Annotated in this window: 23 protein-coding genes and 3 pseudogenes; 21 read left to right on the forward strand and 5 right to left on the reverse strand. The window is 36.4% G+C overall.

The annotated features are described in order from the left end of the window. Window positions 1–61 precede the first annotated feature (61 nt). Window positions 62–1279, reverse strand: coding sequence for an MFS transporter (locus V7183_RS13220; RefSeq protein ID WP_335359820.1), 1218 nt, complete (start codon window positions 1277–1279; stop codon window positions 62–64). A gap of 405 nt (window positions 1280–1684) precedes the next feature. On the opposite strand from V7183_RS13220, the gene V7183_RS13225 reads away from it, so the two are divergent. The 17 genes from V7183_RS13225 to V7183_RS13305 all read left to right on the forward strand — a co-directional run bounded on the left by V7183_RS13225 (window position 1685) and on the right by V7183_RS13305 (window position 15903). Then, on the forward strand, window positions 1685–2113 hold the full coding sequence (locus tag V7183_RS13225; RefSeq protein ID WP_097899589.1) for an NfeD family protein: 429 nt from the start codon (window positions 1685–1687) through the stop codon (window positions 2111–2113). 2 nt (window positions 2114–2115) lie between these two features. Then, window positions 2116–3084: an SPFH domain-containing protein gene (locus tag V7183_RS13230; RefSeq protein WP_097899590.1), complete on the forward strand. Its 969-nt coding sequence runs from the start codon at window positions 2116–2118 to the stop codon at window positions 3082–3084. 51 nt (window positions 3085–3135) lie between these two features. Then, on the forward strand, window positions 3136–3387 hold the full coding sequence (locus V7183_RS13235) for a hypothetical protein (RefSeq protein WP_097899591.1): 252 nt from the start codon (window positions 3136–3138) through the stop codon (window positions 3385–3387). Window positions 3388–3402: 15 nt separating this feature from the next. Further along, entirely contained in the window at window positions 3403–4554 is a 1152-nt protein-coding gene (gene spoIIP / locus V7183_RS13240; protein WP_097899592.1) for a stage II sporulation protein P, read from the forward strand. 199 nt (window positions 4555–4753) lie between these two features. Beyond that, on the forward strand, window positions 4754–6226 hold the full coding sequence (locus V7183_RS13245; protein WP_335359821.1) for a 4-hydroxyphenylacetate 3-hydroxylase family protein: 1473 nt from the start codon (window positions 4754–4756) through the stop codon (window positions 6224–6226). A gap of 153 nt (window positions 6227–6379) precedes the next feature. Continuing rightward, window positions 6380–7126, forward strand: coding sequence for an IclR family transcriptional regulator (locus tag V7183_RS13250; protein ID WP_335359822.1), 747 nt, complete (start codon window positions 6380–6382; stop codon window positions 7124–7126). A gap of 19 nt (window positions 7127–7145) precedes the next feature. Next, window positions 7146–7694: an FAD synthetase family protein gene (locus tag V7183_RS13255; RefSeq protein WP_097899595.1), complete on the forward strand. Its 549-nt coding sequence runs from the start codon at window positions 7146–7148 to the stop codon at window positions 7692–7694. 28 nt (window positions 7695–7722) lie between these two features. Beyond that, window positions 7723–8262 (forward strand): 3-hydroxyanthranilate 3,4-dioxygenase, encoded by a 540-nt coding sequence (gene nbaC, locus V7183_RS13260; RefSeq protein ID WP_097899596.1) that lies wholly within the window; start codon window positions 7723–7725, stop codon window positions 8260–8262. Next, a complete protein-coding gene (locus V7183_RS13265) occupies window positions 8247–9290 on the forward strand; it encodes an amidohydrolase family protein (protein WP_097899597.1) in 1044 nt (347 codons plus the stop codon). The genes nbaC and V7183_RS13265 overlap by 16 nt, the downstream gene beginning before the upstream one ends. Further along, the gene (locus tag V7183_RS13270; protein WP_097899598.1) at window positions 9262–9720 is read left to right on the forward strand and encodes a RidA family protein; all 459 of its coding nucleotides are present in this window, start codon (window positions 9262–9264) and stop codon (window positions 9718–9720) included. Before V7183_RS13265 ends, V7183_RS13270 begins: the two co-directional genes overlap by 29 nt. 12 nt (window positions 9721–9732) lie before the next feature. Then, window positions 9733–11202 (forward strand): aldehyde dehydrogenase, encoded by a 1470-nt coding sequence (locus V7183_RS13275; RefSeq protein WP_335359823.1) that lies wholly within the window; start codon window positions 9733–9735, stop codon window positions 11200–11202. A gap of 76 nt (window positions 11203–11278) precedes the next feature. After that, a complete protein-coding gene (locus V7183_RS13280; RefSeq protein ID WP_097899600.1) occupies window positions 11279–12058 on the forward strand; it encodes a 2-keto-4-pentenoate hydratase in 780 nt (259 codons plus the stop codon). A gap of 30 nt (window positions 12059–12088) precedes the next feature. After that, on the forward strand, window positions 12089–12988 hold the full coding sequence (locus tag V7183_RS13285; protein WP_097899601.1) for an acetaldehyde dehydrogenase (acetylating): 900 nt from the start codon (window positions 12089–12091) through the stop codon (window positions 12986–12988). Next, window positions 12975–14000, forward strand: a complete 1026-nt coding sequence (gene dmpG, locus V7183_RS13290) for a 4-hydroxy-2-oxovalerate aldolase (protein WP_335359824.1) — start codon at window positions 12975–12977, stop codon at window positions 13998–14000. The genes V7183_RS13285 and dmpG overlap by 14 nt, the downstream gene beginning before the upstream one ends. A 2-nt stretch (window positions 14001–14002) precedes the next feature. Beyond that, window positions 14003–14791: a 2-keto-4-pentenoate hydratase gene (locus tag V7183_RS13295; RefSeq protein ID WP_097899603.1), complete on the forward strand. Its 789-nt coding sequence runs from the start codon at window positions 14003–14005 to the stop codon at window positions 14789–14791. Between the two features lie 15 nt (window positions 14792–14806). Next, complete coding sequence (locus V7183_RS13300) at window positions 14807–15007, forward strand: 4-oxalocrotonate tautomerase (protein WP_255257276.1); 201 nt, start codon at window positions 14807–14809, stop codon at window positions 15005–15007. A 119-nt stretch (window positions 15008–15126) separates the two neighbouring features. Next, a complete protein-coding gene (locus V7183_RS13305; RefSeq protein WP_097899604.1) occupies window positions 15127–15903 on the forward strand; it encodes a Cof-type HAD-IIB family hydrolase in 777 nt (258 codons plus the stop codon). A gap of 77 nt (window positions 15904–15980) precedes the next feature. Here V7183_RS13305 and V7183_RS13310 read toward each other — a convergent pair whose 3' ends face one another. Continuing rightward, entirely contained in the window at window positions 15981–16442 is a 462-nt protein-coding gene (locus V7183_RS13310) for a DinB family protein (protein WP_097899605.1), read from the reverse strand. 172 nt (window positions 16443–16614) lie between these two features. Between V7183_RS13310 and alr the strand changes: the two genes are divergently transcribed. Next, window positions 16615–17793 carry an alanine racemase gene (alr, locus tag V7183_RS13315; protein WP_097899606.1) on the forward strand — a complete coding sequence of 393 codons (1179 nt, stop codon included), beginning with the start codon at window positions 16615–16617 and terminating at the stop codon, window positions 17791–17793. Window positions 17794–17837: 44 nt separating this feature from the next. On the opposite strand, the gene V7183_RS13320 is transcribed toward alr, so the two are convergent. Together V7183_RS13320 and V7183_RS13325 are read right to left on the reverse strand one after the other, a co-directional pair. After that, the gene (locus V7183_RS13320) at window positions 17838–18557 is read right to left on the reverse strand and encodes a class I SAM-dependent DNA methyltransferase (protein WP_097899607.1); all 720 of its coding nucleotides are present in this window, start codon (window positions 18555–18557) and stop codon (window positions 17838–17840) included. 26 nt (window positions 18558–18583) lie between these two features. Further along, window positions 18584–18745: pseudogene (locus V7183_RS13325) on the reverse strand (GNAT family N-acetyltransferase); the annotation flags it as partial. Between the two features lie 87 nt (window positions 18746–18832). Between V7183_RS13325 and V7183_RS13330 the strand changes: the two are divergent. Beyond that, window positions 18833–19201, forward strand: a pseudogene (locus V7183_RS13330) (YitT family protein); the annotation flags it as partial. A 46-nt stretch (window positions 19202–19247) separates the two neighbouring features. Here the strand turns inward: V7183_RS13330 and V7183_RS13335 are convergent. After that, window positions 19248–20648, reverse strand: coding sequence for a PLP-dependent aminotransferase family protein (locus V7183_RS13335; protein WP_097899608.1), 1401 nt, complete (start codon window positions 20646–20648; stop codon window positions 19248–19250). Between the two features lie 130 nt (window positions 20649–20778). Here V7183_RS13335 and V7183_RS13340 point away from each other — a divergent pair, with 130 nt between their 5' ends. Next, a complete protein-coding gene (locus tag V7183_RS13340; RefSeq protein ID WP_335359825.1) occupies window positions 20779–21201 on the forward strand; it encodes a GNAT family N-acetyltransferase in 423 nt (140 codons plus the stop codon). 397 nt (window positions 21202–21598) lie between these two features. Further along, window positions 21599–22819, forward strand: a pseudogene (locus V7183_RS13345) (IS110 family transposase). Window positions 22820–23004: the final 185 nt, after the last annotated feature.

The raw sequence follows: 23004 nt of genomic DNA on the forward strand, positions 1-23004 counted from the left end.
AAAATGGATTTATATAGTAGAAAAAGGATAGGGCACCCTATCCTTTTTCTATTCTATGAAGTTAAAGAGAAACGTCCTTTTCTTGCTGCTTTATGTGTTTTAGTAAAATAAAAGATAAACAAGCAGAACATAAAATAAGAAAAGAAGCAATGATATAAATAGTACGTACACCGAAAATATCGGTAATAATACCAACGCTTAGCATTGATAGACCTGAAGCGGTTGAAGTAAGTGTACCGTGAGCGGTGTACATTTTTGATAATAAAGAAGGTGTTACACTGGTTTGTAAAACAGTTGTTTGAGAAATATCTCTAATTTGATAAGACGGTCCCATTAGCACACAAAGAAATAGTGCAATAAATCCGTTACTCGTTATGCCATATAAGAAAGTAAGTACACTGAATATAAGCGATCCTATAGCCATTGAACGTATTAAGTTATTTTGAATATACGTGCTTATTCGCCATACTAAGAGGCCGCCTAACAATGTTCCAATATAATAACTCGTATTAATATACCCCCACCATTCTTCTCCTTTATGTAGAGCGGTCGTTACATATGCCATGGTAACACCGCCAATCCAAACTGTTCCGGCAAATGTTTCAATTAAATCCATATATGTAACTGTACGGAGAGAGGGGTGCTGGAATAATAGTTTCCAACCTTCTATTAATGCAGCGGATTTGGAGACAGATTTATCTGAAGTTCTTTCAACTTGTATAGAACGCAATGAAACATATAATGTAATACATCCAAAAATCATTAAAATGTTATTGAAGATAAGTGTAGAAGTGGCCCCGATGAGAAGGACAATTATACTTGTAAAGGAATAAGCAGCAGCTTGAACGATTTGTGTTGAAAAAGAAAAGACACTATTTACTTTTACTAACTTTTCTTGTGGTGTTAGGCGTGGAATAACAGCGTATAATAAAGGAGAACTCCAGCCACCGCATAATGAAATGAGGATAACGAAAGTTAAAAGAACAGTAACGTTTGATGATAAAATAGGAAATAAAATCGTTAAGAGAATTAAAAAGATTGTTTTGATCCATTGTAGTGTAAAGAGTAATGAATAAGACGGAAAACGATTCATTAGAAGTGGTGCAGATGTACTAGCGATTAGGTTTGTAATAACTTGTAATAATGGAAAAAGGGCTGTGATAGTAGCTGATTTGGTTGTCATATATATATGAGTAGTAAGAATCATAACATAAACAACATCAGCGAGAGTAATACACACTTTAGACATCCAATAAAAGGATAAGGATTGTTTGTGCAATAAAGCTGCCTCCTTTGAATAGTTATTTTTTCTTTATATTTAATATAATCTGCAAAATAAATTTTGGAAAGAATTTTATTTTTGTAACTTTTACACAAGGATTTTCATGTATAATAAAGAATATATTAATATACTATTTTATTAATACCCATTGCGACAGTGAATATGTATAATAGCTTCTAGTAATGGACCCCGAATGGAGTAGGTGAGTGTAATTTTTTATCTGCTATTGATGGTTAGTCTTCACGGATTAAGCTTTTATGAACAATTATTTATCCGTTTACACAAGTCTACCTTGTTTTCTCTGAATCTTTAGACGGGGGAGTTGCTGCTCGCGAATAGCGGGATAAACAATTCTTTTTCTCATATACATGTAGAAAATAGAAAAGAAAGTGAGGGTGGCATATGGATGGATGGGTAGTTTGGTTTATTATAGCTGGAATTTTATTTATTGCAGAGATGTTATCAATTACTTTTTACATGCTGTGGCTCGGAATTGGAGCTGTTGTCGGAGGTCTTATTGCACTATTTGCTCCAGAGGCATTATTTCTACAAGTTGTTGTAGGTGCAATTGTGAGTTTAACTTTAACTTTCTTTACGAAAAGAATCTCCAAAAACTTTCGAGAGGCAAAAGGATTTACCGACACTGTCGATAAACTTGCTGGTAAAAAGGGTATCATCATGCAAGCGATTACAAGCGAGGAAAATGGGATTGTGAAAGTGGATGGAGATATTTGGACTGCTATTTCAGATGTCCCCATTTCTGCTGGAGAAAGAGTCATTGTTATAAAGAGGAGCAGTACTGTTTTATATGTGAAAAAGGAGAGTGAATAAGGATGGTAGCATTAACATTAACGATTATTTTCGCATTAATTGTCGTTGTATTTGTAGCGTTAGCAATTAAAATTATTCCACAGCAAAAAGTTGGGGTTGTTGAAAGGTTTGGTAAATTTCAACGTATTATGCATCCGGGGTTAAATCTTTTAATCCCAATTGTAGATCGTGTTCGCGTATACCATGATTTACGTATTCAACAAACGAATGTACCACCGCAAAAAGTTATTACAAAAGATAACGTACAAGTAGAAATCGATACAATTATTTTCTATCAAATTGTTGAACCAGAACTTGCGACATACGGTATTTCAAACTATGAATACGGTGTTCGTAATATTACTTCTGCAACGATGCGTCAAATTATTGGTAAAATGGAACTGGATGAAACATTATCTGGCCGTGAGAAAATTTCAACAGAAATCCGCTTAGCGCTTGATGAAGCAACAGAAAAATGGGGCGTTCGTATCGAACGTGTAGAAGTGGTTGATATTAATCCGCCAAAAGACGTGCAAGCATCGATGGAAAAACAAATGAAAGCAGAGCGTAATAAGCGTGCGATTATATTAGAAGCAGAAGCGGCTAAACAAGATAAGGTCCTTCGTGCTGAAGGGGAAAAGCAAAGTAAAATTTTAATGGCTGAAGGGGATAAAGAAGCACGTATTCGCGAAGCAGAGGGTATAAGAGAAGCAAAAGAACTAGAAGCACAAGGGGAAGCAAGGGCGATCGAAACTATTGCGAAAGCGGAACAAAACCGTATTGAATTAATACGTGAAGCGAATTTAGATGAGCGCGTTCTTGCTTATAAATCATTCGAATCATTAGCTGAAGTTGCAAAAGGGCCAGCTAATAAAGTCTTCATCCCATCAAATGCAATTGAAACACTCGGCACACTTGGTGCAATCGGTGAAATTTTTAAAGAAAAACAAGCGAAGAAATTACCTTCTTCTGATACACCAAAAGAACAATAGAAACGAGAAAGAGAAATGGGCTGCCATTTCTCTTTTTTTTAGGGGGATTCAATGAAACGATTTTTACATGTTTTAAAGATTTGTATGGTGGGTGTATTTGTTTTGATTTGGTGTTGGGTAATGAAAGATATCATTTTCAATTCATACTTAAATTATTCTGTTTGGTTACATTGGCTATATAGTATTTGTTTCTCGTTAAGTTCTATCAACGCGTATAGATCAAATAAAAAGGTATTTGCTTTCCTATTCTTTTTAGCAGTTGCACTAAATGTAATCAGTGTATTGAAAATGTATATTACATAAAGCTTGTACATATCAATGTATAAAGAAGGTGATACATTGAAGAAGTATGCAACTCGTATACGTGGGAAAAAATTACTACTTTTTATTTTATCTTATGCATTTGTAATAGTAGCAACGGCGTCTATTGTGACTTCGCTTTTACATACAATGAAATCTTATTATGTGAATCAGTGGTTTGGGAAGGTCTCGATGCAAGGTTTTGTTCGAATGTTGGAAAATGAAAATCATTATTTTGCATTTGATTATTTTAAAACAAATAAGCGAGAATCAGTTGGGAATTTGTTATTTTCTATTGCGACGGATCTTAAAATACAAGATTTAAGAACGTTCGTTGGGAAAGAAGTGCCTGGGATGTCAAAGTACTATTCTAATATTATCGTAGCTGGAGAAGGAACAGATTATACGAATATTCCCAATGAATCTAGTGTGCCAATTGAAGAGGTAACGAAAGAACGTGAAGTAGCGAAGGAGAAAGTTAAAGAAGCAGACGAAAAGAATCCTGTACAAAAAAATAAAAGCGATGTAAAAGGTGAAAGTGCTGTATTTATTTATCATACACATAGCTGGGAATCTTTCTATCCATTATTACCTGGAGCGAAAAGTCCATCGAGTCCAGATGTAAATGTTTCGCTTTTAGGAGAGCGTCTAAAAGAACAATTAGAGGGACAAGGAATACCAGTTTTTCATGATAAAACAAATATGGGAGATTTATTAGCGAATAAGAAATTAAAGTGGTATCAAGCATATAATGCATCTCATGGTTATGTGAAAGAAGCGTTAGCGCAAAATAAAAAAATTATGTTTCCAATCGACATTCATAGGGACGATAGGCGGAAGGATGTCACGACAAAAGTGATTAATGGAAAATCCTATGCAAGGTTATATTTTATAATAGGAATGGAAAACGAAGGGCATTCCAATAATGAAAAGATTGCAAGAGCGATAAATTCATATCTAGATGAAAATTATTACGGATTAAGTCGAGGGATTTTCCCAAAATATAAAAAGGATGGAAATGGCGTTTATAATCAAGATTTATCAAAAAATGCAATGCTTATCGAAGTTGGTGGCGTTGATAATACTTTAGAAGAGCTATATAACACGATTGATGTACTCGCTGAAGTGTTTAGTAAATATTATTGGGAAGCAGAGAAAGTGAATGGATGATGTAAGAGGGATAGGGAACTGTCCCTTTTTTACATGTTCCTTAAAAAATTTAGTAGAATTTCATAATGTGAAATAAGGCAGTAGTTTCGAATAGGGATTGGTTTATAATAATTAAAAATTCTGTTAATTTAAAGAAGGGCAGAATTTCTAAACTTATTTGTATAGTAAATTTCAAAATGTATATATTGGAGGGGAAAAAATGGCGATTCGAACAGGGGCTCAGTATATTGAGGGATTAAAGGCGAGAAATCCTGAAATTTGGATTGGGGGAAGAAGAGTAACAGATGTTGTAAATGAAGATGTTTTTCGGGAACCGATTCTACAAATTGCTAAATTATATGATATGCAGCATGATCCTAAATACCAAGACAAAATTACCTATATATGTAAAGAAACAGGAGAACGAGTTTCGAATGCGTTTTTAGTTCCGAAAAACTATGAGGACTTAAAAGCACGTCGTGAATTATTTGAAGTATGGTCAAAGGCTACATTCGGTCTAATGGGTAGAACACCAGACTTTTTAAATGTTACAGTTACTTCAATGGCGAGCAATGCATGGTTTTTTGAAAAATTTGATTCCTCATGGGGGAACAATATAAAAAATTATTATAAACATATACGTGATCAAGATTTGTTTTTAACACATGCGATTATCAATCCACAGAATGATCGAAGCAAAGCTTCATATCAGCAAGAAGATGAAACGATGCATTTAGGTGTAGTGAACGAAACAGAAGAAGGAATGTATGTGAGCGGAGCTAAGATGTTAGCGACACTTGCACCAATTACGGATGAAGTGATTATTTATTCATATCCAAGTTTTAAACCTGGTGATGAGCGTCATGCAATTTCTTTTGCAGTTCCTATTGATGCGCCAGGGTTAAGAATCTTTTGTCGCGAGCCAATGCAAGATGGAAAACGCTCCTTGTTTGATCATCCGCTTGCATCAAAGTTTGAAGAAATAGATGCACTCCTTGTTTTTCATAATGTGTTTATCCCGTGGGATAAAGTGTTTATTTATCAAAGTGTCGAGGCTGGAAATCAACTGTATCCAAAAACAGGAATTGGACATCAACCGGCACACCAATCGGGAGTCAGAGGATTAGTGAAACTTTCTTTTGCCGCAGAAGTAGCTATAAAGCTAGCAGATTCAATTGGAGTAGACGGCTTTTTAAATGTACAGAATCAGTTAGCAGAATTAATGCAGGATGTAGAGACAATCCGGGCACTCTTGCAAGTAGCTGAATATGAGTATGAAATGAATGCATACGGTGAAGCTATACCTGCAAGGTTGCCACTTGATACGATACGCAGCTTATTACCTAAAATGTATCCGCGTGCCATTGAGATTATTCAAACCATTGGTGCGGGTGGACTTCTTATGTCGCCAACCGGTGCTGACTTTATGAATCCTGAGATTCAAGATGATATGCATAAATACTATATTGGTCGTGAAGGAGTATCTTCAGAAGAGCGCGTTCGGTTGTTTAAGTTAGCTTGGGATTTATGTGGTGAAGCATTTGGACAACGTTTATTACAATATGAGCGGTATTACTCTGGCGATCCAGTTCGAAAAATGGGTATGTTTTATAATGCATATAAAAAGCAACAATCTTTTTCGCTCGTGGACAGTGCTTTGCAAACGAATGCGTCTGAGAATGCATTAAGTTAATACTAAAATGAGTACGCTTACATTTTAGTGAATAAGGAAGGAGCGTTAAGTAAGTATAAAGAATTTTACTGTTAGGATGAAAATCTTCTTATATGTTTTAGCTATATATGGAGGGCAAGTTATATGTAACTGAAATAGAGGAGGTAAGTGATTTTGATAGCATCTATCAGTAAGATTTGTAAAATTCTAAATTGTTTCACGAACGATGATCCAGTTCTAGGAAACTCTGAAATTGCATCGAAATTAAATATGAATCCAAGTACGGTTCACCATCTTGTCCGTACATTGTGTGAAGAAGGAATGTTAATTCGAGATGAGCAGAGAAAATACCGATTAGGTTGGAAATTGTTAGAGTGGGGCAATCAAGTGATGTTTCAACAAGAGATATATAGCGGGGCGATTCCAATTGTTGAAGAACTTGTAAGGAAATTTAATGGGACGGTGCATATCGGTATGTTTGACCGTGGAGATGTTGTATTTATTTTGAAAGTTTCATCAAAGGACTCTGTTCAAATATCAACTCATGTCGGATCAAGAAAACCTGCATATTGCACAAGTACAGGAAAAGTTCTTCTTTCATTTAATCCTTCTTCTTTAGAATATACTCCAGAAAATGGGCTGTTGCCTCGAGCGCCAAACACAATTACTTGTATGAAGAGATTTCAAGAAGAGTTACAGACAATTCGTAAGCAAGGTTACTCCATAAGTGATAATGAAAATGAACATGGGTTATATGGCATTGCAGCTCCTATTCGTTCTTACACTGGGAGGACCATTGCGGCTCTTAATATTGTTGGTCCGAAAACGTATATGCAAGGAAGCAATAGCCAAGTCATGATTCAAAGTGTGATGAATACTGCAAATTTAATTTCAAAGGAATTTGGTTATTTAGACATTTAACCATAACTGTAAAAGAGAGGTGAGAATCATTTATATACATGATCATAGTGTACCTGAATTAACAAAATCGATTGTTTCTATTGGAGCATTTGATGGTGTGCATAAGGGACATCAGGCCGTTATTAGAAATGCAATAGAGAGAGCAAAAAAATTAAAGATTACAAATGTCGTGTATACATTTGATCCACCACCACGTTCTTATTTTCAGGGAACACAAGTGCTGACGCCAATTAATGAGAAGTTAAATCGATTTCAGGAACTAGGTGTTGAGCATGTAATCGTTATTCGTTTTGATGAGTCGTATGTAACGAGAAGGGCTAGTTACTTTATTCAAGAATTACAAAGATTATGCCCAATTGAAATTTATGTTGGAGAAGATTTTCGATTTGGAAAAAATCGCGAGGGTGATATAGACCTACTGATGAAATACTTTGATGTTTCTATCGTCGAAGAGGTTTGCTGTGAAGACGGTGAACGAATTTCTTCCACGAGGATCAGAAATCATTTATTTCAAGGAGAATTACAGAGATCTCATTCACTATTAGGGTGGCCTCTCAAGACAATATAAATGGAATGAACTATAAGGAGGAAAAAGCATGTCAAAAACATTACAATCTTTTAATTTACTAAAATGGATTGATGAAAATAAAGAGTTATTAAAACCACCAGTAAATAACAAAGTAATTTGGCAAGACTCGGAATTTATTGCCATGATTTTAGGAGGACCTAATAGAAGACGTGATTTCCATGTGGATCCTTCAGATGAATTCTTTTATCAAATAAAAGGCGAATGCTATGTGGAATGTATTACGGAAGAAGGAAAACGTGAAGTCGTGACAGTAAAAGAAGGCGATGTATTTATGCTGCCAGCTATGGTACCGCATTCACCACATCGCGTTGCAGACACATATGGATTAGTAATTGAAAGAAAACGTAACCAAGGAGAACTTGAGGATTTTGTATGGTTCTGTGATGAGTGTAACCATGAAATGCATCGTGTACGGGTTCAATTAAGCGATATCGAAAAACAAGTGAAAGAAGCAATTTATAGCTTTAATTCAAATAAGGAAATTCGTGCATGTAAAAACTGTGGACATATTATGCCTGAAGAAGTGGAGGAATGGAAGTGCGAATAGATTTTCATACACATATTATTCCTGAAACATTTCCGGATTTTGAAGAGAAGTTTGGTGGTGGCCGGTGGCCGATATTAAATCGGACTTGTACATGTGGTGCAACCATTATGGTTGGAGGGAAGAGCTTTCGCGATGTGACAGACCAGGTATGGTGTCCAGAGAAAAGAATTGAAGATATGAACCGTGAAGGTGTTGATATACAAGTATTATCACCAATTCCTGTTACATTTTCCTATTGGGCAAAACCAGAAGAAGCGGAAAGCATGGCGCGTATTCAAAATGATTTTATTGCAGAAACAGTATTGGCATATCCAGATCGTTTTGTTGGGTTAGGAACAGTACCGATGCAAGATGGAGAAACGGCAGTTCGTGAGATGGAGCGCTGTATAACAGAATTAAACTTACATGGAATTGAAATTGGCACGAATGTCAATGGAAAAAATTTAGATGATCCGTCATTTATTGAATTCTTCCGAATGGCTGAAAAGTGGCAAGTCCCAATTTTTATTCATCCATGGGAAACATTAGGTCGTGATAGAATGCCACATCATAATTTTATGTATACAGTCGGAATGCCAAGTGAAACGGCTCTTGCCGCAGCCACACTTATATGGAGCGGGATAATGGAGAAGTTTCCTAAGCTGAAAATTTGCTTTGCTCATGGTGGAGGTTCTTTTCCGTATATTTTGCCGCGATTAGATCAAGGATGGCAAGTATGGCCACATCTGAGATTAACTACATATCCTCCGAGCCATTACGCAAAGAAATTTTATTTCGATTCTCTAAACTATGATCCAATTAATCTTAAATATATGATTGAGAGATTTGGACATGAAAAGATTTTTATGGGGTCGGATTATCCGTTTTTACTACGAGAAATTCAGCCAGGTAAAGTAATTGACGAGACACTTGAGTTATCAGAGGAGCAAAGGGAAGCGATGCTTGGCGGAAATGCAGCGAGTTTCTTAAATATTGATATAAAAAAAAGAGGTGTAGTATATGCAGAAAGTACAAACACCAGAGAGTAAATTAAATGAAATGGGACTCACACTACCAGCTATTCGTCCAGCGGTAGGCAATTATGTAAGTTGTGTAAGGGTCGGAAACTTATTGTTTACTGCTGGACAAGGTGTTGACCAGTACCATGGAAAACTAGGTAAAGATGTATCAGTAGAAGATGGATACAAGGCAGCAAGGCAGTCTATGTTGAACTTATTAAGTGTTGTAAAGCATGAACTCGGTGATTTAAATAAGGTGAAACGAGTTGTAAAATTGCTTGGTTTTGTGAATAGTGCAGAAGATTTTATCGACCAACCGAAAGTAATGAACGGTGCATCTGATTTATTAGTCAATGTTTTTGGGGAAAAGGGAAAGCATGCTCGTTCCGCTGTTGGAATGGCTCAACTACCGAATAATACAACAATTGAAATCGAGATGGTTTTAGAAATTGTGGAGTAGGAGGTAAGGAATATGAATAAAGAACTATTAGCTGAAAAAATGAAAGTAAAAGATGCGAAGTTATTTATTGATGGTCAATACGTCGATGCGATGTCCGGTGAAACATTCGATACATTTAATCCATCGACAAATATGAAACTTGCCTCTGTTGCACAAGCAAATGAAGAGGACACGAAACGAGCGATAGACGTGGCAGAGCGTACATTTACAAGTGGTGTTTGGAGCAAAATGCCTGTGGAAGAGAGATCAGAAATTTTATGCAAAATGTCTGATCTAATTATAGAAAAAGTAGATGAATTAGCATATATAGAGACACTTGATGTCGGAAAGCCAATTAAAGAGAGCCGGGGTTTTGATATTCCACGATCTGCTCATAACTTTCGTTTTTTTGCTGAGATGGCAAAGTATATGGTGCATGAACATTATGATAAACATAATTTTATGTCATATGCAAAATATGCACCTGCAGGAGTAACGAGTCTAATTATTCCTTGGAATTTACCATTTATGCAGATGACATGGAAGGCTTCAGCTGCATTAGCATCTGGAAATACTGTGGTTGTGAAACCAGCATCATATACACCTCTGAGTGCAGTCATGCTCGGTGAAATTGCGAATGAGGCCGGGCTACCTCCAGGCGTACTTAATATTATTACAGGGCCAGGAGGTACGGTAGGGAAAAAAATGACGACACATCCTGCTGTAAGACGTATTTCATTCGTAGGAGAAAGTAATACAGGGAAAACAATTATGCGGAATGCCTCAGAAAACTTAATACCAGTTTCGTTAGAATTAGGTGGGAAATCAGCGAATATTGTATTTGAAGATGCTGACTTAGATGAAGCGGTACAAGGGTCAATTGAAGCAATTTATCGGAATCAAGGAGAAATTTGTTTAGCTGGTTCAAGATTACTTGTACAGGAAAGTGTATATGAGCAGTTTCTAGAGAAATTTGTAACAGCAGTGAAAAAGATAAAAGTGGGAGATCCTCTTGATGAAGATACAGATATGGGAGCACTTGTTTCAAAGTCACATCTAGAAACAGTTGAACAGTACGTGGAAATAGGTCTTTCAGAAGGCGCAAAATTAGCTCACGGTGGAAAAAGAATCGAGAGTTTAGCACAAGGGAACTTTTATGAACCTACTGTATTATATGATGTTGATAATCGTATGCGTGTAGCTCAAGAAGAGATTTTTGGTCCCGTTTTAGTTGTTATACCATTTAGAACAGAAGAAGATGCAATTCGTATCGCAAATGATTGTATTTATGGTCTAGCGGGAGTTGTTTGGACAAATGATCTTAGAAGAGCACAGCGAGTTGTTTCGCAAATTGATTCGGGATTACTATGGATTAATTGTTGGTATGTGCGAGATTTGCGTACCCCATTTGGTGGTTCTAAGGCAAGTGGTATTGGCCGAGAAGGTGGACGTCACAGCTTTGAATTTTATACAGAAGCAAAGACAGTTACGATGAAATTATAAAGTGAAACTTCCATCAGTGGAATGGTATTTCCACTGATGTGTTATAAATATAAATTTAAAAAATGAGGTGAAATAAATGCAAGTGTTAATAAAGGAATTAGCAGATGAACTTATGCAGGCAGAACAAACGTGTAGGCCAATTTCGCCCTTTACGGAAAGGTATCCAAATCTATCAGTTTCAGATTCATATAACATTCAGCTTGAAGTAGTGGGAAGAAAGTTAAGACAAGGCCGTACAGTGATTGGGAAGAAAGTTGGACTTACGAGTAGTGCAATGCAGCAAATGCTTGGGGTAGATGAACCAGATTACGGACATTTATTAGATGATATGAAGGTAGAAAGTGAAAGTATAATTTCGGTAGATTCGTTTGTATCTCCAAAAGTTGAAGCGGAAATTGGATTTGTTTTAGCTGAAGATTTGAGTGGACCTAATATTACATATGTAGATGTGCTAATGGCGACGAAATATATTGTACCTACACTTGAAATTATTGATAGTCGTATTGCAGATTGGAAGATTAAGCTTGCCGATACAGTAGCGGATAATGGCTCTTCTGCAAAAGTAGTTGTTGGTGACAAGTTTTCTAATGTATCTGAAGTAGATTTGCGTACAGCTGGAATGTCGCTGTATAAAAATAATAAATTATTTGCTACAGGTGCAGGGGCAGCTGCATTAGGACACCCTGCACAAGCTATTGCTTGGTTAGGTAATAAACTGAGTGAATTTAATATTTCATTGAAAGCTGGGGAATTAATTTTACCGGGTGCATTATCGGGTGCTGTTTCAGTTCAATGTAATGATGTCATTCAAGCTGACTTTGGCTCTCTTGGTTCGGTGTCTATTAAATTCGTATAGTTTTATGGTTGTGAAAAGGAGGGAATATATGTGGGGAAAGTGAAGGCGGTTATTATAGGTTCTGGAAATATCGGTACGGATTTAATGTATAAATTAAGAAAAAGTGAAGTAATTGAAATGACTGCCATGATAGGAATAGATTCTGAATCAGACGGATTAAAGCGAGCAAAGGAAGAAGGATATGAGATTTTTGATAATGGTATACAAGCAATTATTGAGAATCCTAGCATAGCAGATATTGTATTTGATGCAACTTCAGCCAAAGCTCATATTCGTCATGCGGAAGTCTTAAGAAAATTAGGGAAGCTAGTGATTGACTTGACCCCAGCCGCATGTGGCCCATTTGTTTGCCCAGCTATACAAGATAGTACTCATGTAGAAATGCGAAACGTCAATATGATTACATGTGGAGGGCAGGCAACAATACCAATTGTTCATGCAATCAATGAAGTAGCGGACGTTACGTATGCAGAGATAGTTGCTACAATTTCTAGTTTAAGTGCAGGCCCAGGTACGCGGGCAAATATTGATGAGTTTACGATTACAACAAGGCGTGGGATTGAAGAGGTTGGAGGAGCAGATTGTGGGAAAGCACTTATTATATTAAATCCTGCAGATCCGCCCATTTTAATGAGGGATACAGTATATTGCGAAGTTAAGCATATGGATGAATTCTCCATTAAGCAAGCAATTTATAAGATGGTTGAAGTAGTTAGGTCGTATGTTCCGGGGTATTCTTTAAAACAAGAGCCAATGTTTGATGGGAACCGTGTGACTGTATTTTTAGAGATAGAAGGAGCCGGGGATTACTTTCCGCCGTATGCTGGTAATTTAGATATTATGACAGCAGCGGCATTAAAAGTCAGTGAAGGCTTTGCATCCCGAATTATTGCAGAGCAGAAGCGAGGTGTGATGAATGAAACGAAATAGTGATATGCCAATTAAAATAACGGAAGTTTGTTTGCGTGATGGAAGTCATGTAATGAGGCATCAATTTACAGAGGAACAAGTTAGGTCTGTAACTAGGTCGTTAGATGAGGCTGGTATGCATCATATTGAAGTAAGTCATGGAGATGGATTAGGTGGCTCTACTCTGCAATATGGAAAGTCATTGGTAGATGAAATGAAACTCATTGAAGCGGCAGTTGAAGAATGTAAACAGTCCAAGGTAGCTGTTTTACTTATTCCTGGTATTGGTACAATCCACGAATTAAAACAAGCACGAAGTATTGGAGCAAATCTTGTTCGTGTAGCAACTCATGTAACAGAAGCGAATGTTTCGGCGCAGCATATTCATTTTGCACGGGAATTAGGTATGGAAGTGTGTGGATTTTTAATGATGGCACATTCTGCACCAATTGAGAAATTAGTAGAACAAGCAAAACTTATGGAGAGCTATGGAGCACAAGCTGTATATGTGACAGACTCAGCAGGAGCTCTATTACCACACGAAGTACGCGAGCGAATTCAGGCATTACGTCAATCTCTAAATATTGAAATCGGGTTTCATGGTCACAATAACCTTTCTGTTGCAGTAGCGAATACGATTACTGCAATTGAAGAAGGAGCAACCCGTATTGATGGAAGTGTCCGTTGTTTAGGAGCAGGAGCTGGGAATGCGCAAACAGAGGTACTACTAGCTGTATTGGATCGGATGGGATATAAGCTAGATATAGATTTGTATAAAATGATGGATTTGGCAGAGGATATTGTTGCTCCTCTGTTACCAGGGCCGCAAGAAATCCAAAAAGGTAGCCTTGTAATGGGATACGCGGGTGTCTATTCAAGCTTTTTACTACATGCTGAGAGAGCAGCTCATAGATTTGGCGTAGATGCTCGTGATATTTTAATAGAACTTGGAAGAAGAAAGGTAGTTGGCGGTCAAGAGGACATGATTTTAGATGTTACAGCCGAATTAGCAAAAATAAAAGCGGGGGTGTAAAAATGGCTTTAGTTAAAGGAGTGGATTCAGAGATTATTGAATATTTACTTCAAGCTGAGAGGGAACGAAAAGAAGTGGTAAAAGTAACGGATCAGCATCCTGATTTAACGGTAGAAGATGCTTACATATTGCAAAAGCAATTAGTTGAACAGAAGATAAAAGAAGGATCTAAACGAGTTGGTGTAAAGCTTGGATTAACGAGTAAGGCGAAGCAACAAATGATGGGAATTGATGAAGCAATTTACGGTTATTTATTACATGATATGTTAGCATTTGAATGGGAACCAGTAAAGTATGAAACAATGATTCATCCAAAAGTAGAACCAGAGATTGCCTTTTTAATGGGAGAGGATTTGCAAGGTACAAACGTTACAGCGAATGATGTGTTAAAGGCGACAAAATATGTTACGCCAGCTTTGGAAATTATTGATAGTCGTTATTTGGATTTTAAATTTACATTGCCTGATGTAATCGCAGATAATTGTTCATCCTCAAAATTTCTATTAGGAAGTAAATGGGTGAATGCGGAAGAAATAGATTTAGCTAGTACCGGGATGGTCATGTCGAAAAACGGTAAAATGGCTACAACTGGAACGGGGTCAGCTGTACTTGGGCATCCGGCAACGGCAATTGCTTGGGCGGTAAATAAGCTTGGTTTACAGAATGAAGGGCTTAAAAAAGGTGATATTGTGTTAAGCGGGGCACTATCTGAAGCGATTGCTTTCAAAACTGGTGACGCTATTATTGCGCAGTTTGACGGTTTGGGTAGTGTATCGATGTTTTGTGAATAAAGGGTAAAGCGAGAGATGGGTATGCCAATTGTACAAATTCAAGTTATTGAGGGCAGAAAACAGGAGCAGATTCAAAATCTCATTTCGAATGTTACGGATGCAGTCGCAAAAAGTTTGGATGTGGAGACTGAACGTGTACGTGTACTAGTAAATGAGATTCCGGGTTCACATTGGGGTGTTGGAGGAAAGACAAAAGGTAGTGTGGAAGAAAAATAATATTGTTGGGAATAAGCGATTCTTATTAGGAATAAGAATCGCTTATTTGTTTGAAAAATCAGAAATAACGTGTTAATATTTTTCTTTGTTTAAAGAGGATAAGGGAAAGAGGGGACAATATGTATAAGATTGTATTTTTTGATATTGATGGTACGTTATTGAGTGAAATTGACAGAAGTATCCTTGCGAGTACAAAAGAAGCGATTGGGAAATTGATTGAAAAAGGAATTATAGTAGTAGTGACAACAGGGAGACCTTACAATTTATGTGTAGAATTTAAAGAGATGGGCATAGATACGTTTATTTCTGCGAATGGTGCTCATATAAAGTTTAATGATACAGTTATACATAAATCAGTGCTTTCGAGAGAAATAGTTCGTGATATCACAACTTTTGCTGAGTTAAATGGTCATGGTGTTTCTTATTTTACAGAGGAATTTGCAATGAATGGTATGGCTTCTAATGATGAACGGGTAATGAAAGCATTAAAAGAGACTTTAAATCTGCAACAATATCCTGAAAGAATGCAATCACTTTCAGAAGAAGTTTATTGCGTGTGTTTGTATGCAGATGAAACAGAAGCTCAAAAATTTCTAGAAAGATTTCCAACACTCAAATTCGAACGTTTTCACGGTTACGTTACGAATGTACTTGAAGATACTGAAGTGTCTAAGTTAACGGCTATTAAAAAGGTGTTGGATTATCTCAATATTTGTAGATCGGAAGCGATCGCTTTTGGGGATGGTGGAAATGATATTGATATGTTGGAGTATGTAGGTTTAGGAATTGCCATGGGGAATGGTGGGGAAAGGCTAAAGCAAAAGGCGGACTTCGTTACAAAAAAGGCAAGCGAAGGCGGAATAGACTACGCATTAACGAAATTTGGTATCATTTAAAGGACAATCACCAGTTAAGTAATTTTAATTAAGGAATTCTTCGTGTTCTTATTGATTTCTTTATTCGAATGAAAAAATCATTCGAATAAAGAAATTTTGGGGTCCTTAACATGTTCAACTAATAAAATATGAATTTGTCCACGATGATGATAAATGTGGGAAACAATTTCAAGTAGCCACTCGAATCGAGAATAAGAAACACCCCAATATGCGGTCATAACTTCAGCTAGTTCATTATTTGAATAAGATAAGAACGTTTTAGAAAGAAGTGCATATCCTTGGAGTAGCATTTCTTTCATTTGAGGAATTGTTTTTGATGTTTGTTCTAAATAAAAGGTATTTAACTCTTCTTGTGTAGCGCCATTTAAAATAAGTAAATCAGCATGACAAATCAGTGAGAGATGAGTACACATTTCAAATAGCGATCTTTTGTTTTGCAGTCGTTTAATTTGTAAATCTTTTTCGTCGAATTGATTAAGTATTTTTATAAATGTATCAATGGCAACTTTAAGTTGATGCAGCGCAGCTTGAACAAACATTGTAATTCTCCTCATTTTCATATATAATAGTGTCTTAAGAGTATTATATCATACTCAAAATTCCGAAAATTCTAGTAGTTTGACTAAAAAAATGAAAAATATTATATTGTAAAAGGTCATATTAAACGAGAAATAGAATGGAAAGCAATTATTGAGTTAGGAGTTTAGATCGATGAGTTCGATATATGGAAGAGATACAATTGTTGAAGTGAATTTAGATGATGTAAAACATAATGTGAGAGAATTTAAAAAACGTGTGAATGATGAAAATATTAAAATGATGGCAGCTGTCAAAGCAAATGGGTATGGTCATGGATCAGTTGAAGTGGCAAAAGCGGCAATTGAGGCAGGAATTCATCAACTTGCTGTAGCATTTGTAGATGAAGGAATTGAACTGCGCGAGGCAGGAGTGACTGTACCGATTTTAGTTTTAGGCTATACGCCAGTGGATGCTGTTAAAGATGCGATTGAACATGATATTATGACAACGGTATATAGAATAGATGATTTAAAAGGTATCAACGAAATTGCCAATCAGCTTGAAAAGAGAGCTCGTATTCAGGTGAAAATCGATACAGGAATGAGCCGGATTGGTCTACAAGAAGAGGAAGTCTTGCCGTTTTTAGAGGAACTAAAAAACATGAAATATATAGAAGTAGAAGGTATGTTTACACATTACTCTACAGCTGATGAAGTTGATAAAACGTATACAAATATGCAAATGAGTTTATTTGAGAAAGCTGTAAATACAGCAAAAGAACTAGGAATTCATCTCCCGTATATCCACAGTTCAAATAGTGCGGGATCAATGGAGCTTGGTAATACGTTTCAAAATATGGTTCGTGTTGGAATTGGGATTTATGGTATGTACCCTTCAAAAGAGGTAGATCATACAGCTGTGTCTTTAAAGCCCGCATTATCATTAAAGTCGAAAGTAGCTCATATTAAGCATGCGAAAAAAAATCGTGGTGTAAGTTATGGGAATACGTATGTGACAACGGGTGAGGAATGGATTGCGACTGTACCAATTGGATATGCGGATGGTTACAATCGTCAATTATCTAATAAAGGATCTGCACTAATTAATGGAATTCGTGTGCCGGTTCTTGGCCGTGTTTGTATGGATCAATTAATGCTGGATGTTACAAAGGCAATGCCTGTACATGTAGGAGATGAAGTAGTTTTCTACGGGAAACAAGGTAAGGAAGAAATTTCTGTAGAGGAAATTGCAGATTTACTAGGAACAATTAACTATGAAGTGACTTGTATGTTAGACCGAAGAATTCCACGTGTTTATAAAGAAAATGGTGAAATAACTACCGTGGTGAATATATTAAGAAAAAATAAATGAGGAAAAGGCTGAATCATATTGTTATGATTCGGCCTTTTTACGTATTAGTTCACTTTATGACATATAAAGATCATTCTATTTACACCATGAGATTGGATGTTTTTAAAACCGGCAGATTGCAGAGAAGAGATAATGTCTTCTTTTGGATAACAAGCTTCTGTGAAAGAGAAATCGCTTCTCCTCCAAATATCTTCTCTATCATATTTAAAAAGTATAAAATCCATCCTCCCTATTTTTTGTATATGATCATAACTGGGATTTACTGTACATATATAATTAGGTTCTACAATATGAAATGGATTTTTCCAGCCGTCAATAAATGCATTTTCCATATTGACATCAAATGCGAAGATACCATTGTTTTCTAGTATAGAGTAAACGTTACAGAATACATTTGTCAGTTCTTCTAAATTCATAATATGATTTAAGCTATCTCCAACAGATAGGACGTAATTAAATTTTTCTTCAGTACTAAAAAAACGAGCATCGTCTACGATGAAAGATGCTTCGGGTACATTTTCGCGTGCGTGTTGAATCATTTTGGATGATCCATCTATTCCTGTTACAGTGAACCCTTTATCAACTAGTTTCCTTGTAAGATGACCAGTACCACAGCAAAGATCTAACACATGAGCATTTTGTGGTGCGTTGTGCAAAAGTAGTTTTTCATACGCAGGGTAGGCTTGCTCAGCAAAGTGTCCCCAATGCTTATTATAAATAGATGCGAAAATATCATAATCAGAATAAATGACTTTGTTTGGCATATGTATCCTCCTTGTATTCCGCCAAATTATAATTGTTCGTAAAGTTTTAGAGCATTGCGGTTTTTTGTTTCAACTTCTAATCCAATCTTTGTAGGTCATTCAGCGACTAGTGTATATACGATATATTCTAGGATGTTTCTTCTGTATCCTTTTTCTGGATAAAAAGGATGCACAGCGAAGCCAGATAGGGGTAGTGTAATTCTTACCGACTGCTTATCATTTTAACCGAGAAGCCCCCCTCCTCTAAACCAAGTGAAGGTGGGGGTAGTTCAATTTCAATCGAGCAAGCAATGTTTTCACTAGCAATTTTCTATATTGTTACGAAGATGATTGATTTCATATTAGATGGCATTAATCAAGGCAAGAGTGTCATGATTATTTTGAGTAAAAATAAAGAGATTGGTGAATTTCTTATGAAGGAGTTGCAACTTTCTGTTACGTATCTACATGGAGAAGGTGGTTTTTTAGGAGAACACCAAAGAATCATTTATTGCATTACAAACCGCTTTATTTATCCAAAGATGAAAGATCTCGTTCTCTCTGTAGATTCAAGTGCCATAATTGAAGCTTCTTATTCAACGGAAACAACTGGTGTTAAGCGTCCAGGGATGTCAACATGTTTAGGGAAAACATTAGAAAAATAGTGTGTAAAAAGTAGCTTCACGCAATTATAATTGCGCGGAGCTACTTTTAGTTTGGAAACCAAGCTTCTTTCAGTAATTTTACAACAGTTTCAATACAATTTTCTTGAATACCGCCGAAGCCGAGTAATACATATGATTCCTTTCGTAAATCATGCACGGAATCGTATATAGAAAGAGGATACAGTTTGATTCGTTTTGTTGCGGCAGCGTCAATAAGTGCTTGTTCGGTCATGCCGTTATGAACATGCAGTACGATATGAAGTCCTGATTGTTCCCCGAGTATATTAACGCGAGTCCCCATTTCACTCGTGATGGATGTAACTAACGCGATGTGTTTTCTTTTATATAACGTACGAATTCGATTTATATGCCGATCCCAGTCTCCTTTTTGAATAAAGGTGGCAAAAGCAAGTTGTTGCATCGTTGAAACAGTTTGTTTAAAGATGCCCCCGAGTTCTTTATACGCTTGTAACAGATGATTTGGTAATACGATATATCCCATTCGTAAAGAGGGTAAAAAGCACTTTGAGAAAGTTCCCATATAAATAACACGTTCATTCGAATCGAGTCCTTGTAAGGAGGGAATGGGTTTTCCTACGTAGCGAAATTCTCCATCATAATCATCTTCAATAATATAGCCGCCACAATCATTGGCCCATTTTAATAATTCAAGTCTTCTAGATAAAGGCATGATCATTCCGTACGGAAATTGATGCGATGGAGTGACATATGCTACGTTTGTATGTGATTTACGTAAAGCTGAAATATCAATTCCTTTTTCATCTAATGGAATAGGATGAATTGGGAGCCCGCAGCTTTTAACAATCGCATTTACGCGATGAAATCCAGGGTTTTCGATCCCGTATACCTTTGTAGGACCAAGTAGTTGAAGAAGCAGCCAAAGAAGAGGTTGTGTACCAGCCCCAATAATAATTTGATCAGGTGAAGAGTTTACGCCGCGAGCATGATATAAATATTTTGAAATATGCTCTCGAAGAATGAATTCACCTTGTGGATCTTCTCTAGAAAATAAATGGTTTTCGTATTGGAGTAAGGTTTCTTGTAATGCTCTTTTCCAGTTTGAAATCGGAAAAGCTGTTTGATCAATTATCCCTTGACTACAATCGAAATCGTATTGTTCCTCTTTTCGTTTGCTAGTTTCGTACGACAAGCTATTTTGTTCAATTGGAATCACATCGATATCAACTTTTGCAACGAATATACCGCGCTTCGGTTTACTTTCTACGTATCCTTCTGCAGATAATTGTTGATAAGCAGATTCAACTGTAATACGGCTAACGTTAAGTTGTGATGCTAAGTTTCTGTGCGAGGGAAGACGAGTTCCAGCAGGAAGCATTCCCTTCAATATTTCTCGTTTTATATGGTCGTAAATTTGTATATAAATGGGTGTTGTGCTCTTTAATTGTAACGGAATCGTAAAATCCATCGTATACAGTTCACCTCCCTAACTGACCTTATAAAAAATAGATAAACTGTCACTTAAGCAAAAGGCAGTTTCTACTTACAATGATGATATAACATTTAGAAAATTTTATAAATAGTTAGGGGAGAGTATAATGAATATTAGAGAAGTGAAAACAGAAGCACAGTTACATGAGGTATTACCTGTTTTGCAACAATTACGAACTGCGCTTTCAAAAGAAGAGGTAAGTTCTTTATTCCAACAAATGAAAGAAGAGAATTACAAACTGTTTTCATTATGTAATAACGAAGATGAAGTTGTTAGTCTTGCTGGTGTAGCAGTTTGTACGAACTTTTATAATAAAAAATATGTTTTTGTTTATGATCTTGTAACGGCGGAATCACATCGATCAAAAGGATATGGAAAGGTTCTTTTGTTATATATAGAGAAATGGGGGATAGAAAAAGGGTGCAGTTCTATCGTTCTGACATCCGCGTTTTCGAGAGTTGACGCGCATCGATTTTATGAAAGAGAAGGATATGACAAGGTAAGTTATTCTTTTCATAAAGAATTATAATAGATAAGGAAAAAAGTAGATTCTACATGTAATAAGGTATAGAATCTGCTTTTTATGTTGTAGATAAATCCATTTTAATTTTTCGACATCTAAATCTCTGGTATGCAGAATAAAAAAGTAACCTACACTCGTTCTGTTTTTACTTCGTATGTGGCAGAAAAACATACTAAGATTAGTAGCACAGACCACGGCCATGGTCTGTGCTACTATTTTTTTATAGTAGAAGTGAAGAATAGGTCGAGTCAGGCCCAGAACCTCGAGTTCGTATGAAAAACTGACATACTTCACTGTCCTTATAAGAATCAGTTTCAGTATGTTGGATCCTTAAGATCGTGTAAGAAAAAGGAATCGATAAGGTGATGTGAAGACTTCTACAATAAAATGAGGAGGTATACTTATGCAAAGCGTGATTGCTTTCGATGTCAGTATGGGGAAAAGTTATATGGCTATTTATGGTTCAGCACAATCTTGTATTTTTGAGGGTGAGATTTTTCATAATCAAACACATTTCAAAAAGTTATACGAACAAATTGTTACTTTAGTGCGAAATGACGGTCAAGTTCCCTCCATCGTATTTGAAGCAACAGGTGTATATTCCAGGCAATTAGAGCGATTTATGAATGATAATGGTTTTTCATACTGTCTATTAAATCCGCTCGAGTCAAAGCTTCAAACAGCTTCTATGCGCATGTATAAAACCGATAAAAGTGATGCCCACCGTTTGGCCCAAAGTCATTTCAATACCAAACGAAGAGTGAAAAAAACACAGAACAATTACTTCGATCAAATGCGTGCACTTTCACGATACTATCATGATTTAGATGAAGAACTAAAGGTAATTTGAGGCCGAATGCATACGTTACTACAACTGACTTTCCCGGAATTGGAATCGCTTTTCACACAAAAGTCCGAACTATTTTTAAATATTTTACAGCTATTCCCTCATGTGGATTGCGTCAAACAGCTTTCTAAAACTGTTGTTCGCAATCGATTACTCGCCAATACGGACAAAAAATTAGCTCCTAAAACAGCGGAGAAAAAAGCAATTCAGTTAATAGAAGCCGCACAGGATTCCTATCCAGCTGTGAATCAAAATGATATTCAATGCGAACAGTTAAAAGATTATGCGAAAAGATACTTAGCCATTTTGAGAAAACGAGGGGAATTAATCGAACGGATGGTCGTGCTCTCAAAAGAACGAAGTGAATGTCAAATATTAATAAGTATCCCTGGCATAGGTGAAAATACAGCTGTTCGTTTGATTGGAGAAATAGGTGATATAAGCCGATTTGATAATCATAAGCAACTGAATGCCTACGCAGGCATCGATATCAGACGTTTTCAATCGGGTACGTTGTTTTATAGGGATAAAATAAATAAGCGTGGCAATAGCCATTTACGTAAAATCCTTTATTTTACGATACAAAATATGATTCGCCAACGACGTTTTAGGAACAATCATTTTGTGGATTACTATGATAAATTAAAAATGCAACCTTATAACAAATGTCATAAAGTTGCATCCATTGTATGTGTGAATAAGCTATTGAAAGTGGCATTTCATCTTATTACACACAATATACCCTACGATTACGAAATCGCTTCAACACCTTCGTAATCGTGTGAAACTAGTATATCATAAATAGACCTTGCGAAAAAAGGAAATCGTTAGGTCTATTTGATATGCGAAAATTTGAATTTGGAGGAAGGGGGTACCCCCTTCCTCCAAATTCAAATTCAGTACCTCTAATCATTTCTTATAAAACTACTTGACTAATCGTAAGAAAGGCCCTGACCGCTTCT

Origin of the sequence: Bacillus sp. JJ1127 (assembly GCF_036965845.1) — a bacterium.
GTDB lineage: Bacteria > Bacillota > Bacilli > Bacillales > Bacillaceae_G > Bacillus_A.

Excerpts from the sequence above, each read along its gene's own strand:
- V7183_RS13225 (WP_097899589.1), top strand. The coding sequence starts at position 1,685 with ATGGATGGATGGGTAGTTTGGTTTATTATAGCTGGAATTTTATTTATT.
- V7183_RS13230 (WP_097899590.1), top strand. The coding sequence starts at position 2,116 with ATGGTAGCATTAACATTAACGATTATTTTCGCATTAATTGTCGTTGTA.
- V7183_RS13235 (WP_097899591.1), top strand. The coding sequence starts at position 3,136 with ATGAAACGATTTTTACATGTTTTAAAGATTTGTATGGTGGGTGTATTT.
- spoIIP (WP_097899592.1), top strand. The coding sequence starts at position 3,403 with ATGTATAAAGAAGGTGATACATTGAAGAAGTATGCAACTCGTATACGT.
- V7183_RS13245 (WP_335359821.1), top strand. The coding sequence starts at position 4,754 with ATGGCGATTCGAACAGGGGCTCAGTATATTGAGGGATTAAAGGCGAGA.
- nbaC (WP_097899596.1), top strand. The coding sequence starts at position 7,723 with ATGTCAAAAACATTACAATCTTTTAATTTACTAAAATGGATTGATGAA.
- V7183_RS13265 (WP_097899597.1), top strand. The coding sequence starts at position 8,247 with ATGGAAGTGCGAATAGATTTTCATACACATATTATTCCTGAAACATTT.
- V7183_RS13270 (WP_097899598.1), top strand. The coding sequence starts at position 9,262 with ATGCAGAAAGTACAAACACCAGAGAGTAAATTAAATGAAATGGGACTC.
- V7183_RS13275 (WP_335359823.1), top strand. The coding sequence starts at position 9,733 with ATGAATAAAGAACTATTAGCTGAAAAAATGAAAGTAAAAGATGCGAAG.
- V7183_RS13280 (WP_097899600.1), top strand. The coding sequence starts at position 11,279 with ATGCAAGTGTTAATAAAGGAATTAGCAGATGAACTTATGCAGGCAGAA.
- dmpG (WP_335359824.1), top strand. The coding sequence starts at position 12,975 with ATGAAACGAAATAGTGATATGCCAATTAAAATAACGGAAGTTTGTTTG.
- V7183_RS13295 (WP_097899603.1), top strand. The coding sequence starts at position 14,003 with ATGGCTTTAGTTAAAGGAGTGGATTCAGAGATTATTGAATATTTACTT.
- V7183_RS13300 (WP_255257276.1), top strand. The coding sequence starts at position 14,807 with ATGGGTATGCCAATTGTACAAATTCAAGTTATTGAGGGCAGAAAACAG.
- V7183_RS13305 (WP_097899604.1), top strand. The coding sequence starts at position 15,127 with ATGTATAAGATTGTATTTTTTGATATTGATGGTACGTTATTGAGTGAA.
- V7183_RS13310 (WP_097899605.1), bottom strand. The coding sequence starts at position 16,442 with ATGTTTGTTCAAGCTGCGCTGCATCAACTTAAAGTTGCCATTGATACA.
- alr (WP_097899606.1), top strand. The coding sequence starts at position 16,615 with ATGAGTTCGATATATGGAAGAGATACAATTGTTGAAGTGAATTTAGAT.
- V7183_RS13320 (WP_097899607.1), bottom strand. The coding sequence starts at position 18,557 with ATGCCAAACAAAGTCATTTATTCTGATTATGATATTTTCGCATCTATT.
- V7183_RS13335 (WP_097899608.1), bottom strand. The coding sequence starts at position 20,648 with ATGGATTTTACGATTCCGTTACAATTAAAGAGCACAACACCCATTTAT.
- V7183_RS13340 (WP_335359825.1), top strand. The coding sequence starts at position 20,779 with ATGAATATTAGAGAAGTGAAAACAGAAGCACAGTTACATGAGGTATTA.